12 protein-coding genes are annotated in these 14,533 nt (G+C 71.5%); 5 read left to right on the forward strand and 7 right to left on the reverse strand.

What is annotated here, in order from left to right; all coding sequences use genetic code 11:
* Complete coding sequence (locus ACWY4P_RS23545) at positions 1–1,980, forward strand: APC family permease (protein ID WP_456212516.1); 1,980 nt, start codon at positions 1–3, stop codon at positions 1,978–1,980.
* Here ACWY4P_RS23545 and ACWY4P_RS23550 read toward each other — a convergent pair.
* Complete coding sequence (locus ACWY4P_RS23550) at positions 1,928–2,377, reverse strand: winged helix-turn-helix transcriptional regulator (RefSeq protein ID WP_456212517.1); 450 nt, start codon at positions 2,375–2,377, stop codon at positions 1,928–1,930. The two genes, ACWY4P_RS23545 and ACWY4P_RS23550, sit on opposite strands and share 53 nt — an antisense overlap.
* A 119-nt stretch (positions 2,378–2,496) precedes the next feature.
* On the opposite strand from ACWY4P_RS23550, the gene ACWY4P_RS23555 reads away from it, so the two are divergent.
* The 3 genes from ACWY4P_RS23555 to ACWY4P_RS23565 all read left to right on the forward strand — a co-directional run bounded on the left by ACWY4P_RS23555 (position 2,497) and on the right by ACWY4P_RS23565 (position 5,698).
* Positions 2,497–3,354 (forward strand): SDR family oxidoreductase, encoded by an 858-nt coding sequence (locus ACWY4P_RS23555; protein WP_456212518.1) that lies wholly within the window; start codon positions 2,497–2,499, stop codon positions 3,352–3,354.
* A gap of 124 nt (positions 3,355–3,478) precedes the next feature.
* Positions 3,479–4,474: an EamA family transporter RarD gene (gene rarD / locus ACWY4P_RS23560; RefSeq protein ID WP_456213029.1), complete on the forward strand. Its 996-nt coding sequence runs from the start codon at positions 3,479–3,481 to the stop codon at positions 4,472–4,474.
* A 237-nt stretch (positions 4,475–4,711) separates the two neighbouring features.
* Positions 4,712–5,698 (forward strand): M28 family metallopeptidase, encoded by a 987-nt coding sequence (locus ACWY4P_RS23565; protein WP_456212519.1) that lies wholly within the window; start codon positions 4,712–4,714, stop codon positions 5,696–5,698.
* Between the two features lie 35 nt (positions 5,699–5,733).
* Here the strand turns inward: ACWY4P_RS23565 and ACWY4P_RS23570 are convergent, their stop codons facing one another.
* From ACWY4P_RS23570 to ACWY4P_RS23595, 6 genes are all read right to left on the reverse strand, one after another.
* Positions 5,734–6,627, reverse strand: coding sequence for an ABC transporter permease (locus ACWY4P_RS23570; protein ID WP_456212520.1), 894 nt, complete (start codon positions 6,625–6,627; stop codon positions 5,734–5,736).
* Positions 6,628–6,691: 64 nt separating this feature from the next.
* Positions 6,692–7,729, reverse strand: a complete 1,038-nt coding sequence (locus ACWY4P_RS23575) for an ABC transporter ATP-binding protein (RefSeq protein WP_456213030.1) — start codon at positions 7,727–7,729, stop codon at positions 6,692–6,694.
* Between the two features lie 46 nt (positions 7,730–7,775).
* A complete protein-coding gene (locus ACWY4P_RS23580; RefSeq protein ID WP_456212521.1) occupies positions 7,776–8,999 on the reverse strand; it encodes a LolA family protein in 1,224 nt (407 codons plus the stop codon).
* A gap of 220 nt (positions 9,000–9,219) precedes the next feature.
* On the reverse strand, positions 9,220–10,230 hold the full coding sequence (locus tag ACWY4P_RS23585) for a polyprenyl synthetase family protein (protein WP_456212522.1): 1,011 nt from the start codon (positions 10,228–10,230) through the stop codon (positions 9,220–9,222).
* 307 nt (positions 10,231–10,537) lie between these two features.
* On the reverse strand, positions 10,538–11,740 hold the full coding sequence (locus ACWY4P_RS23590; protein ID WP_456212523.1) for an FAD-dependent oxidoreductase: 1,203 nt from the start codon (positions 11,738–11,740) through the stop codon (positions 10,538–10,540).
* A gap of 62 nt (positions 11,741–11,802) precedes the next feature.
* A complete protein-coding gene (locus ACWY4P_RS23595; RefSeq protein ID WP_456212524.1) occupies positions 11,803–13,059 on the reverse strand; it encodes a carboxylate--amine ligase in 1,257 nt (418 codons plus the stop codon).
* A 219-nt stretch (positions 13,060–13,278) separates the two neighbouring features.
* Here ACWY4P_RS23595 and fahA point away from each other — a divergent pair, with 219 nt between their 5' ends.
* The gene (fahA, locus tag ACWY4P_RS23600; RefSeq protein WP_456212525.1) at positions 13,279–14,529 is read left to right on the forward strand and encodes a fumarylacetoacetase; all 1,251 of its coding nucleotides are present in this window, start codon (positions 13,279–13,281) and stop codon (positions 14,527–14,529) included.
* Positions 14,530–14,533 lie beyond the last annotated feature (4 nt).

Consider the following 14,533-nt stretch of genomic DNA (forward strand, 5'->3'; position numbering starts at 1 on the left):
ATGGCCGACCCCGCCGAGCTGCTTCCGCCCCGCGACCGCATCGTCTCCCACGTCAAGCGGCGGCTGCTCGGCCCGCCGCTGGTCACCGAGCGCATCAAGGGAGAGAAGCTCAACAACTCCACCGCGCTCGGCGTGCTCGCCTCCGACTGCATCTCCTCGACCGCGTACGGCAGCGAGGAGATGCTGCGCATCCTGGTGCCGGTGGTCGGGGTGGCGGCCTTCGCCCTCCTCCTCCCGGTGACCGGGGCGATCCTCCTCGTCCTGGTGCTGGTCACGCTCTGCTACAGCGATGTGGTGACGATCTACACCCGCGCGGGCGGCTCGTACATCGTCGCCCGCGAGAACTTCGGCCCGAACATCGCCCAGATCGCCTCCGTCGCGCTGCTGGTCGACTACATCGTCACCGTCGCCGTGCAGGCCTCGGCCGGCACCAACGCGATCATCTCGTGGGCCCATCTCATCGGCGGCCGGTGGACCGGCATCGACCACCTCCAACTGCCCCTCACCATTGGTGTGGTGCTGATCCTCGCGTACGGCAATCTGCGCGGGGTGCGGGAGGCCGGGCGGGTCTTCGCGTGGCCCGCCTACCTGTTCATGGCGGCCATCGGCCTGATGCTGGTGATCGGCCTGATCCGCGGCATCGGCGGCGAGCTGCCGCACGCCGATGTGCACGCCCCGGGCGCCGTCGACGTGGGCCAGGCGGGGAGCGGCTGGCTCTACGGCGCCTCGCTCTTCATCGTGCTGCGCTCCTTCGCCAACGGCGGCTCCTCGCTGACCGGTCTGGAGGCGATCTCCAACGGCGTCTCCGTCTTCCGCGAGCCCCAGGGCCGCAACGCCCGCCACACGCTGATCGCGATGAGCTGCGTCCTCGGCACGCTCGTGTTCGGCGTCTCGGCCCTCGCCCACTTCACCCATGCCACGCCCTACCGGGACGGCACCCCGACCGTTCTCGCGCAGGAGGCGCACCTGGTCTTCGGCGGCGGCTGGTTGGGCGCCGCCGGGCTGTCCTTCGTCCAGCTGGCGACCGTGCTCATCCTCTACACCGGCGCCAACACCCCCTTCACCGGCTTTCCCTTCCTCGCCAGCTTTGTCGCCGAGGACCGCTTTCTGCCCCGGCAGCTGACCCGGCGCGGCCACCGGCTCGCGTTCTCCAACGGCATCATCTCGCTGGCCGTGATCGCCCTCGCGCTGCTGATCGTCACCGACGCGAACGTCGACCGGCTGGTGGCGCTGTACGCGATCGGCGTGTTCACCGCCTTCACCATGGCCGGCGCCGGGTTGACGGCCTATCACCTGCGCCGCAGCGAGTCCGGCCGGGTCTGGAAGATCGCCGCCAACGCCGCGTCCGCGACCGTCTCGGCGGCGGTGGTGCTGATCTTCGCCGTCACCAAGTTCACCGAGGGTGCCTGGCTGGTCGTGATGGTCTTCCCACTCGGGGTCTGGGCGCTGATCCGGATCAACCGCGAGTACCGCGCCGAGGCGGCGGCCCTGGAGGCGGTGCCGCGGCTCGGCATGGACCAGCCGCGCCGACGGCGCCGGGTCGTCCACGTACTCGTCGAGAACCTCGACCTGGCGACGATCAAGGCGCTGCGGTACGCGCATGAGCTGCGGGCCGACGCGGTGCGCGCCGTGCACTTCATGATCGACGAGACACAGGCCCGACGGCTGATGGCGACGTGGGAGACCACGGCGGGCACATCGATCTCGCTGGAGGTCGTGGAGTGCCCGGACCGGCAGCTGCGCCCGGCCGTGGTCGAGCTGGCGGCCCGGATCACCGAGGACGGAGAGACCGCGCTGATCCTGCTGGTGCCGCGCCGCACCTACGCCACCCCACTGGGCAAGCTGCTGCACCGGGGCACCGCGGAGTCGCTGGCCAGGGCCCTCGAGCACCTGCCGAGCGTCGCGGTGACGATCCTGCCCTTCGATGTCACACGGGCCGTACGGGCCCTGAAGGCGGGGCACCCGCCGCAGCCCGACTGACCTTGGCGGTGTCGTACGCCTCCCGGGCGGCCACGACCTCCGGAGCCTTCTCCTCCGTCCAGCGGGCCAGCGCCCACACCCGCTGCGCCGCCTCCTCACCGAGCTCGGTCAGCGAGTAGTCCACATGCGGCGGGATGACGGGATGGGCCTCGCGGCGCACAAAGCCGTCCCGCTCCAGCGTCTGAAGGGTCTGCGCGAGCATCTTCTCGCTGACGCCCCCGACCGCGCGCCGCACCTCGCTGAAGCGGTGGGTGCCGTCCAGCAGCACGGCGAGGACGAGGACCCCCCAGCGGCTGGTGACGTGCTCCAACACCAGACGCGCCGGGCACATGGCGGCATCCGGGCCACCTATCGGCGCACCCCGCGTCTTCTCGGCGATCCTGTTACTTACTGGCATGACAGTACCTTACTTCAAAGTGGGTACTTTCCCACAGTTAGCGCTGAGGATAGGGTGGTTCGTAGAACGACATAAGCAGAATCAAGCAGAATCAATAGGACGAAAGCGAGAAAACAGTCATGAGCATCGTCGTCACCGGAGCCACCGGCCACCTCGGCCGCCTCGTCGTCGAGGGCCTGCTGGAGAAGGTCCCCGCGGACCAGGTCGTAGCCGTGGTGCGGGACGCCGGCAAGGCCGCCGATCTCGCGGCGCGCGGCGTGCGGCTGCACATCGCCGACTACAGCCGGCCGGAGACCCTCCAGGGCGCCTTCGCCGCCAACGACAAGGTGCTGCTGATCTCCGGCAGCGAGGTCGGGCAGCGCGTCCCGCAGCACCAGGCCGTCATCGACGCCGCCAAGGAGGCGGGCGTCGCCCTGCTCGCGTACACCAGTGTCTTCGGGGGCCCCGCCGCCGACTTCACGCTGGCCGACGAGCACAAGTTCACCGAGCAGGCCATCCAGGCCTCCGGCCTGCCGTACGTCCTGCTGCGCAACGGCTGGTACAACGAGAACTACACCGAGCAGCTCGCCCCCGTGCTGGAGCACGGAGCCGTCGTCGCCAGCGCGGGCGACGGCCGCGTCGCCTCCGCCGCGCGCGCCGACTACGCGGCCGCCGCCGTCGAGGTGCTGACCGGCGAGGGCCACGTGGGCAAGGCGTACGAGCTCAGCGGCGACACCGCCTGGAGCTTCGAGGAGTACGCCGCCGAGGTCGCCAAGCAGACCGGCAAGGAGATCGCGTACGGCCCCGTGCCGGCCGAGACCCACACGGCCATCCTGACCGGCGCGGGTGTTCCCGAGCCGTTCGCCGAGATCCTCGTGGACGTCGACGCCGCGATCTCCCGCGGCCTGCTGGCCGACACGCCCGGCGACCTCTCCCGGCTCATCGGCCGGCCGACCACCCCCATCGCGGACTCGATCGCGGTGGCCCTCAAGGGCTGAACCGAAGGGCTGAGCCCCCCCGGAACCCCCGGCCGACCCCGGCAAGGCGGCCCGCATGTCATGACCGTATGACGATACGGAGATGACAGGCGGGCCGCGCCGGCGCTACGTTCGACAGGTCGCCATGCCGCCGGGAGGACATGTGGAGCCGCAGAGCCAGCAGCAGCATCACAGCGGACTCGTCTACGGCTTCGCCGCCTACGGCATGTGGGGCCTGGTCCCCCTCTTCTGGCCGCTGCTGAAGCCCGCCGGAGCCGACGAGATCCTCGCCCACCGCATGGTGTGGTCGCTGGTGGCCCTCGTCCTCGTACTGCTCGCACTGCGCCGCTGGTCCTGGATACGTCCGCTGCTGCGGCAGCCAGCACGGCTGGGGATGATCGCCCTCGCCGCGGCCGTCATCTCCGTCAACTGGGGCCTGTACATCTGGAGCGTCAACAGCGGCCATGTCGTCGAGGCCTCGCTCGGATACTTCATCAACCCCCTGGTCAGCATCGGCTTCGGGGTCCTCCTGCTGCGCGAGCGGCTGCGGCCGGTGCAGTGGGCGGCGGTCGGCGTCGGCGCGGCCGCCGTGGCCGTCCTGTCGGTCGGCTACGGCACGCTGCCCTGGATCGCGCTCACGCTCGCCCTCTCCTTCGCCACCTACGGCCTGTTCAAGAAGCGGATCGGCCTGGACGGGCTGGAGTCGCTCGCCGCCGAGACCGCCGTCCAGTTCCTGCCCGCGCTCGGCTTCGTGGTCTTCCTGACCGCGCGCGGCGACAGCACCTTCGGCAGCGGGGGCGTCGGGCACTCGGCGCTGCTGGCGAGCAGCGGGCTGATCACCGCGCTGCCGCTGATCTGCTTCGGGGCGGCGGCCGTGCGGCTGCCGCTGTCGACGATCGGGATGCTCCAGTACATCGCGCCGGTCTTCCAGTTCGCGCTCGGCATCGCCGTCTTCCACGAGTCCATGCCGCCCGAGCGATGGGCGGGCTTCTCCCTCGTATGGCTCGCGCTGGCGCTGCTCACCTGGGACGCGCTGCGCACGGCCCGCCGGGCGCGGGCACAGCTGCGCGAGGCCGCGGCGCGGGCCGCCGCGGCGGCGCGGCACGGCGACGCCGCGACCGAGGACCCCGTCCTCGGCTGAGCCCGCACGGCTCCGGGACCGATATACGGCTCCTACTGTCCGGTTCCCACCCTTGACGCGATGTCAGCCGGGGCCGGAGCATCTGCCTTTGCGACACTCCGCATCACGTGCCACCGCTTGGCCGAGCCACCGTTTGACCGTGCCACCGCTTCAGCGCTCCCCCGCCCCACCGGGTGCGTGCCCCACACAGCGTCACGTTCATTCCGTCTTGCCCCCGTTCGGAATTCGGAGCCCCCCATGTCGTCATCCGGAAGATCCTTGATACGCCGCGCCGCCACCGCCGCCACCGCGACTGGTGCGGTCGTCGCGGCCCTCAGCGTGGCGGCGCCCGCCGCGCCGCTGTCACCGGCCGGGCCGGCGCCCGCCCCGGCGGCCGCGACCGCCCTCGCCGCGCCCGACATCCCGGTCGCCAACGTCAAGGCCCACCTGAGCCAGCTCCAGTCCATAGCCACCGCCAACAGCGGCAACCGCGCCCATGGCCGCCCCGGTTACAAGGCCTCGCTCGACTACGTCAAGGCCAAGCTCGACGCGGCCGGGTTCACCACCACCGTGCAGCAGTTCACCTCCGGCGGCGCCACCGGCTACAACCTCATCGCCGACTGGCCCGGCGGCGACACCGACAACGTGGTGTTCTCGGGCGCCCACCTGGACTCCGTCAGCGCCGGCCCCGGCATCAACGACAACGGCTCGGGCTCCGCGGGCGTCCTGGAGACCGCGCTCGCCGTCTCCCGGGCGGGGCTGCAGCCCACGAAGCACCTGCGGTTCGGCTGGTGGGGCGCCGAGGAGCTCGGGATGGTGGGCTCCCGGTACTACGTGAACAGCCTGTCGACCGCGAATCGCGCGAAGATCGACTCGTATCTCAACTTCGACATGATCGGCTCGCCCAACCCGGGCTACTTCGTCTACGACGACGACGCGCGCATCGAGTCCGTGTTCAAGGACTTCTTCGCGACCAAGGGCGTGCCCACCGAGATCGAGACGGAGGGCGACGGGCGCTCCGACCACGCGCCGTTCAAGAACGTGGGCGTGCCGGTGGGCGGGCTGTTCAGCGGCGCCGACTACACCAAGACCGCCGCCCAGGCGCAGAAGTGGGGCGGCACCTCCGGCCAGGCGTTCGACCGCTGCTACCACCGGTCCTGCGACACCTCGAGCAACATCAACGACACCGCGCTGGACCGCAACACCGACGCCATCGCCTACGCCATCTGGACCCTCAGCAGCTGACGGCACAGCGCGCGGCGGTGATCCGCCGCGCGCTGTCAGGCTGTGATGTCTTTCGCGGTGAATCGCGCCCAGGCGGCCGAGCCGAACACCGCCACGTAAAGGGCCTGCAACTGAAAGTTCTTGGTGAGTTCGTCCCAGTAGACCGGGTCCCGGAGGACGTCCGCGAAGGACAGCCAGTAATGCGGGAACAGATACGGCTGGATCGCGTGCAGCTGCGGGATGGTGTCCAGGATCTGCACGGTGACCAGCAGACCGACGGTCGCCGCCATGGCCGCGATCCCGCTGCTGGTGAGGGTCGAGATGAACAGGCCCACCGTCGCGACGCCGATGAGGGAGTACGCCACGACGCCCGCCACCGCCAGCGCCCGGAGCAGTCCGTCAGTGAACGAGACGGTGGTTCCCGAGATCAGCGTGACATCGCCGAGAGGGAAGAGCAGCGCCCCGGTCGCCAGTCCGGCGGCGGCCACCACAACCGTGGCGACCAGGCAGAAGGCCATCACGGTGGTGAACTTGGCGAGGAGGAGACGGGTCCGCCCGGCCGGGGCGACCAGCAGATAGCGCAGCGTCCCGGAGCCCGCCTCGCCCGCGACGGAGTCACCGGCGATCACGCCGATGGCCATCGGCAGAAAGACGGGCAGCGTCGCCGCGAGCGACGCGAAGACCAGGAAGATGCCGTTGTTGGTGATCTGCGAGAAGAAGGCGGGGCCCTGGCCGTCTCCCCCACGCCCCTCGCCGAACGAGCCGCCGTCACTCGTCTCGATCTTCACCGCGATTCCCACGAGGACCGGGATGGCCGCGAGTACGCCGAGCAGAGCGATGGTCCGCCAGCGGCGGAAGGTGGTGCCCAGCTCGCTGCGGAACAGGGCCAGCGTCCACAGTGGGCTCGGCCGCCGGGCCGGCGCGCCGGCCGGGCCGCTCGCCTTCGCCATGCGCGCTCCCTTGCTCACCTCGGCCCCGCTCGTCTCTGCCCTGTTCAGCTCTGCCCTGTTCACCTCAGCCTGCGACATCGAAACCCTCCCCGGTCAGCGCGACAAAGGCGTCCTCAAGCGAGGCCCGCTCGGCTCCGAAGGCCCGGACCCGCACCCCGGCGCGTACGAGGGCGGCGTTGAGATCCGCGAGGTCGAGCGGCGGTGCGCTCTCGCCGGACGCGGAGGCAGAGGCGGAGGCAGAGGCGGAGCTGGCGGCTGACGCGGGCCCGGCCGAGGGCAGCTCCCCCGTGACGCGCTCGTCCAGGACCACGATGTCCGTCACCCCGTGTTCCTTCAGGACGCGGACCGCGTCCGCGGCATCCGGGGTGGTGACGGACAGCCGGCCGCGGCTGCCGGCCGCCAGCTCGGCGACGGTGCCTTGGGCGATGAGCCTTCCCTGAGCCATGACCGCCGCATGGGTGCACACCTGTTCGATCTCATCGAGGAGGTGGGAGGAGAGAAAGACGGTGGTGCCGTCCTCGGCCAGCTCGCGCACCAGCGTACGGATCTCCCGCATGCCCTGCGGGTCGAGGCCGTTCGTCGGCTCGTCGAGGACGAGGAGCTCCCGCGGCTGGAGGAGCGCCGCGGCCAGGCCCAGACGCTGCTTCATGCCGAGGGAGTAGGCGCGGGCCTTCTTGCGCGCCGCGGCCGAGAGGCCCACCCGCTCCAGGGCGGCCGAGACCCGCGCGGCCCGGGTGCGCGGATCGGCGGTGGGGTCGGCGGCATCGAAGCGGACCAGATTGTCCCGGCCGGTCAGGAAGGAGTACAGGGCGGGGCCCTCGATGAGGGCCCCGACCCTGGGCAGCACGCTGCGGGCGGCGCGCGGCATGGGCGCGCCGAGCAGCCGGGCTCTTCCGGCGGTCGGCTCGATCAGGCCCATGAGCATGCGGATGGTCGTCGTCTTCCCCGAGCCGTTGGGCCCGAGGAAGCCGAAGACGCTGCCGCGCGGCACGGTCAGGTCCAGCGCGTCGACCGCGAGCTGTCCGCCTCGGTAGCGCTTGGTGAGCCCGCGGGTCTCCACCGCGGCGTCGGTCACCGAGCGGGCGGCCGGCGCCCCGGCCATGTCCTCGGCGGACAGCTCCTCCACGGGCTCCCCCTTCGTCAGGCGGTCACTTGGCCGCGTCCGCGGCGCCGATCAGGGCGCTCTTGTCCACCGCGCCGACAAAGACCTTGCCGTCATCGGTGATCAAGGCGTTGACCAGGCGGGTGCTGAGCACCGTGCCCGAGCCGAAGTCCCCCTTGACCTTCTTACCCAGGCCGCCGAGGAACTCGCTGGGCCCGCCCCCGCCGCTCGCGCTGGCGGGCAGGCCGCCGGGGAGGTCCAGCCGCGCCACCGTGTCCCAGCCCTTGCCGACCACATTCAGCCCGGACAGCTCGCGGAGGCTCTTCTCCTCGCCCTTGGCCCCGTGCTCGGCCTCGTGCTCGGTGCGGCTCTCCTCGGTGACCTTGGCGCCCTTGGGCGGGGTGAAGTGGAAGGTGCTCGCCTTGGGCTTGCCGAAGTCCACCTGGGTGAAGGCCACGTCGATCGCCGCCTTGCCACCGCTCTTGGGCTCCAGGGTGAACTTCAGCGGCACGCCGTTCTTCGCGTCCACGGCGATGCGGATGGAGCCGATCGTCGAGTGGCTCGCATCGCCCTGCTTGGGGCGTATCAGCAGCTGGTAGGCGTCCCGTCCGGCGACTCTCGCGGTGCCGTCGACCTTGACCTGGGTCGTGTCGTCCACGGCGGCGAGCGCCTTCTTCGCGGCATCCCGCGGGGTGAGGCCGCTCAGGTCCTCGGGTGCCTCCCGCCGGTGGTCGCCCTTGGCGGCCTTCTCGGGGGACTCGGCGTGGTACACGGAGTTGTCGGCGCTGTTGTACGCCCACACCTCGTCGCCGTTGTGGATGACGCTGTACTCGGCGGCCTTCTCGATGATCGAGACCCGCTGCCGCTCCGGCCCGTCGGCGGCCACCCGCAGGGTGTGCGTGCCGGACGCGAGCTCGGCGAGCTTCGACTCCGGCGAAGCGCCGCCGTTCCCCCGTTCGCCGCCCGCGAGGTCGCCGAGCGAGGCGCCCCCGGGCAGCGACGGTATGCCCAGGTCGGTCGTGACCTTCACCGAGCCGGACAGCTGCTCGGTGTCCGACGCGGCGATCTTGCTGATCAGCTCCTCTGCCGTGACCTTCGGCAGATCGGGGTTCCCGGTGCTGGCGAGGGCCGGGACCAGCCCTATCGTCGCCGCCGCGATGCCGGCCACCGCCACCGGGGCGGCGTACCGGACGGCTTTATGGCGCCCCTTTGGTCGATCCTCGTCCCAGAAACCGTCGTCGGCGACCTGTGTCGGTCGGATCCGTGCCATATGTGCTCTACCTCCGTCATCGGCGGCGGTTGTCAGCCTCGCACTCGTCCACCTCTCGGGCCATTGTCACCCGATACCGCCATGTGGTGGTCCTTCAATCCCACCAAATCGACCGTCTCGGCGCGTCAGCCGACAGGATCACGTTCGGATACCCCTGAGGTAGGACCCGATGCGCCGCAGGTCTGAGCCGGGCGGCGGCGCGGGACGGCGCGGACGGCGGTCAGCCGGCCCGGTGCACCACCGCGTCGCACAGCCCCTCGAGCGCGGCCTTCGCCGCCCCCTCGGGCAGCGGCGCCAGCATCGCGCGGGCCTCCGCCGCATAGCGGAGGGTGTCCCGGCGGGCCTGCTCGAGCGCGGGGTGGGTACGCAGCCGCCGCAGCACCTCGGCGTGGAGCCCGTCGTCGCTGAGGTCCCCGGCCAGCAGCTCGCACAGCTCGCGGTCCTCGGCCGAGCCGGACGCCTCCGCCTGCGCCCGCAGATGGAGCACGGGGAGGGTGGCGATGCCCTCCCGCAGGTCGGTGCCGGGGGTCTTGCCCGACTCATGGCTGTCGCTGGCGATGTCCAGCACATCGTCGGCCAGCTGGAACGCGATGCCCAGCCGCTCGCCGTACTGGGTGAGGATGCTGACGACGGACTCGTCGGCCCCCGACATCATCGCGCCGAACCGCCCGGAGACCGCGACCAGCGAACCGGTCTTGCCCTGAAGGACGTCCAGGTAGTGCTCGATCGGGTCGCGGCCGTCCCGTGGCCCCGCCGTCTCCAGGATCTGTCCGGTCACCAGCCGCTCGAACGCCTCGGCCTGGATCCGCACCGCCTCCGGCCCCAGGTCGGCCAGGATGTGCGAGGCGCGGGCGAACAGGAAGTCGCCGGTGAGCACCGCCACCGAGTTGCCCCAACGGGCGTTGGCGCTGGCCACACCGCGGCGGACATCCGCCTCGTCCATGACGTCGTCGTGGTAGAGCGTCGCCAGGTGCGTCAGCTCGACGACGACGGCGGAGGGCACCACCCCGGGCGCGTACGGGTCGCCGAACTGCGCGGCGAGCAGCACCAGCAGCGGCCGGAACCGCTTGCCGCCCGCCCGCATCAGGTGCTGGGCGGCCCCGGTGATGAACGGCACGTCGCTCTTCGTGGCCTCCAGCAGACCCTCTTCGACGGCTGTCAGCCCGGCCTGGGTATCGGCTTCCAGAGTCCGGTCCCGCACGCTCAGCCCGAAGGGCCCGACGACGCTCACGGGGTACTCCTGTCTGCCTGCGGTCACACGCAATGTCGATGTGTCGCTGTCTCCACCAAAGGCAGCGTATCCGGTCGGCTGGCGATCACCACGGGCGCCTTCCCGCCTTGTGCGAGCTATCACTTCCGGCGCCCTGCCGACCGGCTCCTCACGACGTTTTCCGCGCTCACCGGCAGATCAATCGTGCTCCGGTCCTCGATCGTCCAGTGATCGACTGTGGGTCGATCACTGATCAACAGTCGGTCAATCTGTGATCGGCCGTGACCTCGGCGGCTGACACAGCTTCCTCGGGCGGGTGGCGACACGGTCACCCATGGGTCAACGCCACCGCCTTGGCCAGTCGGGGCGAGGCGTACTCGGTGCCGCAGACGAACCGCATGACCGGCCCGAAGCTCGCCGCCGCGGGCAGTCCGGTGAAGTACAGGCCCGGTACGGAGGAACCATAGCCCGCGTCCAGCCACGGCCCTCCGGCGCTGGTCACCACCTCGGCCCTCAGCTCGGGCCCGAGGAAGCCCAGCGCCGCCACATTCACCCGGTATCCGGTCGCGGCCATCACATGGTCCGCGGCCAGCTCACCGGCGCGCCCGCCGCCACGCAGGGAGAGCGCCACGCGCCCGCCGCTCTCCACCTCCACCCGGGCGACCCGCTGCCCCTGGGTGACCTGCACCCGCCCCGCGAAGCGCTCCCGCAGCCACCAGGCGCCCAGCGGCCCCAGCACCGTGCGGACCAGATACCGCCGGGCCGGCGCGGGCAGCCGCCTGAAGGCCGCGGCGTGGTTCGAGAGCGCGTACAGCGACCAGGCGCGCCCGAAGGGCGACTCGGGGCGCAGCCGCGGCTGACGGTCCGGCGGCGCGCCGAACGCGACCGCGCGCTGCCCGCGCGCCACCACGCGCACCGCCGCGGCGCCCGCCTCGGCCAGCAGCACCGCGGACTCCAGCGCCGACTGCCCGGCCCCGACCACCACCACCTCACGCCCGGCGAAGCGCGCCAGGTCGCGGTGTTGCGAGCTGTGCGAGACGGGCCCGGCGGGAGAGGGACCGTCGGGCACGGCGGCGGCGAACTCGGCGGGCAGATGGGCGAGCCCGGACAGCCCGCTGGCGACCACCACGGCGCGCGCGGCGAACTGCTCCCCCGAGTCCAGCTTCAGCTCGAAGCGGCCGCCCCGCCGGTCGACCGACATCACCCGCACCTGCTCCAGCTCCGGCACCAGCCGCTCCTGGAACCACAGCCCGTACCGCGCGAAGGTCTCGACGGGGATCACGTCCCAGTCCGACTCATAGCGCTTGCCGCCCTCCGCGTGGCAGAAGTCGAGCAGGGTGTGCCCCACCTGCGGGGCGTCGATGTTCGAGGCCACCGGGGTGGATTTGAGCAGCATTCCGGCCGGCATGTGCTCGCGCCAGCTCACCATCGGTGTCCCGAAGACGCGGACCGGCAGGCCGCGCGCACGCAGATGGGCGGCCGTCGACAGGCCGTACGGACCGGCCCCGATGACTGCTACCGGATCGTTCACGAGTCCCCTCCCCGAGACATCACTTGGACCGTCCGCAAGTAGGGCACGCGGCGTCACGTGCCCTACTCCCGGCCGGTCTTACTCTTGGCGCGCCACCGCTGGTACAGGTGGACCGCGCCGGGCCGCACACAGCGCGCCAGCATCGTGAAGAACGGCTTCATGTCGTCGCGCGCGGCCCATGCCAGCTCGGTCCCGCTCGCCCGGGCGGGCGCGTGCGGCGTGGTGTATCCGCTGCGGCGGTAGGCGAGCAGCGCGGGCAGGTCGATGTTCTCCACGACGAACCGCCGGTCCGCGAGTTGCTCGGCCTCCGGAACCTTGCGCCCCGTCAGGTCCAGGTGCTGGGCGCGCACCACATCGATCCCCGCCTCGCTCTCGAAGAGCCGGAACTGCGCGCCCATCCGGGGGTTGAAGTCGAGCAGTTTGTACCGCCCGTCCCGCCGGTCGTAGCGCCAGTCCAGATCGACGATCCCGGAGAAGCCGATCCGCTTGATGAACTGAGCGGCCATCTCCGCCAGCTCGGGGTTGTCCACCACATAGGCGCAGGCCGTCATGCCCGCGTGGGGCGGCCAGGACCGCACCTTGACCCCTGTGAACATCGCCAGCGGCGTGCTCTCCGCGTCGAAGTAGGCGTGCACGATCCAGTCCTCGGCGTCCTCCCGCGGCAGATACTCCTGAAGGATCACCCCGGGCCGCGGGCCCCACCCGGCCGCCAGCGCCAGCAGCTCGCGCGGCCCCGTGATCCGCGTGGTGCCGCCGACCGCCGGCCTCCTGCGCCGCTCGAACGCCTCCCGGTTCTTGGCGACCACCGGGAAACGCGCGGTCGCCGCGAACTCCTTGACGTCGGCGTACGAATCGGGGAACGCCGCGGACGGGGTGGGCACGCTGTGGTCCAGACACAGCTCGTGCAGCCCCTGCTTGCTGGCCAGCCGCCTGGGCAGCCCGGGCTCCGCGCGCGGGAAGAGGAAACGGCCCTCCCCGGCGAGGGTGTCGGCGTGCTCGGCGACCAGCACCGCCGCCTCCTCGTCCGTCGGCAGCAGGACGGTCGGCCGCCCGATCGCCCGCCCGATCCGCAGCAGCCCCTCCACCAGCCGCTCCGGCCGCTCCTTGCCGGTGGTCGGCCAGACGAAGGCCCGTTCCAGATAGCGCGAGAGCGCGGCCGGGGTCAGGCGGTCCTCGGTGACGGCGTACATGGGGGTACCCAGGCGGCCCAGGGACCGGATGGCGCCGACGCCCCCGTGGTGCAGCGGGTAGTCGCCGATCTTCACGATCAGACCGGGCACCGCGCGGTCCACCGCGAACGGCACGTCACTGCTCGCCACGAGTCCCCCTCGGTCACCGCAGCGCAGTGGCCCCCCCACTGTGCGTGACCCGATTAAGGACGCTACTGGGGAATTGACGACCGCAGCAAGAACTATCCGGACATTGCCCGCTCTTTAGGTAACAGTCGGTACAGTCCTCCCTTCGCGCGCCCGCCCCCGTAGGGTGTGGCCCGGCGATCCCGGCGATCCCCCGTGACGAGGAGAAGGCGAGGCACCCCCATGCCCCCACTGAGCCCGCTCGACCTGCCCCACGACGATCCCTTCGGCCCGCACAACCTCCCCTATGGCGTCTTCACCACCCCCGACGCCCCTGACCTGCGCCGAATCGGGGTCCGCTACGGCGACCACGTCCTGGACGCGGGCGCCGCCGCAGCCGCCGTCGGCTCCCCGCACGCCGCGCTGCTCGGCCATCCGACGCTCAATCCGCTGATGGCCGCGGGCCGTCCGGTCTGGCAGGCAGTCCGAGAAGAGCTGCGCGCCTGGCTGACCGAGTCGGCGCACCGGTCCGCCATCGAGCCCCTTCTGCACCCCCTCACCACCGTCGCGCTCCATCTGCCCCTCGAAGTCGCCGACTACGTCGACTTCTATGCTAGCGAGCACCACGCGTCCAACGTGGGCAGGATCTTCCGCCCGGACGGCGAGACGCTCACCCCCAACTGGAAGCACATGCCCATCGGCTACCACGGGCGCTCGGGCACGGTCGTGGTCTCCGGCACGCCCGTGGTGCGCCCTCGCGGCCAACTGGGCGCCCCCTCCAGTCATTCCGGTCATTCCGCGCTCCCCCCGTTCGGCCCCTCGCGCCGGCTCGACTTCGAGGCGGAGGTCGCCTTCGTCGTCGGTGCCCCTTCACCCTTGAATACACCGGTGCCGCTCTCCGGGTTCCACGACCACGTCTTCGGCGTCTGCCTGCTCAACGACTGGTCCGCACGCGACATCCAGAGCTGGGAGTACCGCCCGCTCGGCCCCTTCCTCGGAAAGTCCTTCGCCACCTCCGTGGCCGCCTGGATCACCCCGCTGGACGCCCTCGCCGCCGCCCGCACCGCCCCGCCCGCCCGCGACGTCCCGCCCCTCCCCTACCTCGACGACTCCGCCGCCGAGGCCGCCGAGCCGGGCGGGCTCGACCTGCGCATCGAGGTCGCCATCAACGGCCACCCCATCTCCCACCCGCCCTTCGCGGCCATGTACTGGACGGCCGCCCAGCAGCTCGCGCACATGACGGTCAACGGCGCCTCGCTGCGCACCGGCGACCTCTTCGCCTCCGGCACGGTCAGCGGCCCCGAGCCGCACCAGCGCGGCTGTCTGCTGGAGTTGACCTGGTCGGGCCGCGACCCGCTGCGACTGCCCGACGGTGAGCGGACGTTCCTGGAGGACGGCGACGAGGTGACCCTCACCGCCTGGGCCCCGGGCCCCGGTAACAACCGTGTCGCACTGGGGGAGGTGACCGGCCGTGTCGCCCCGTCCATGCCATGACACT

The organism is Streptomyces sp. LZ34 (assembly GCF_053890475.1).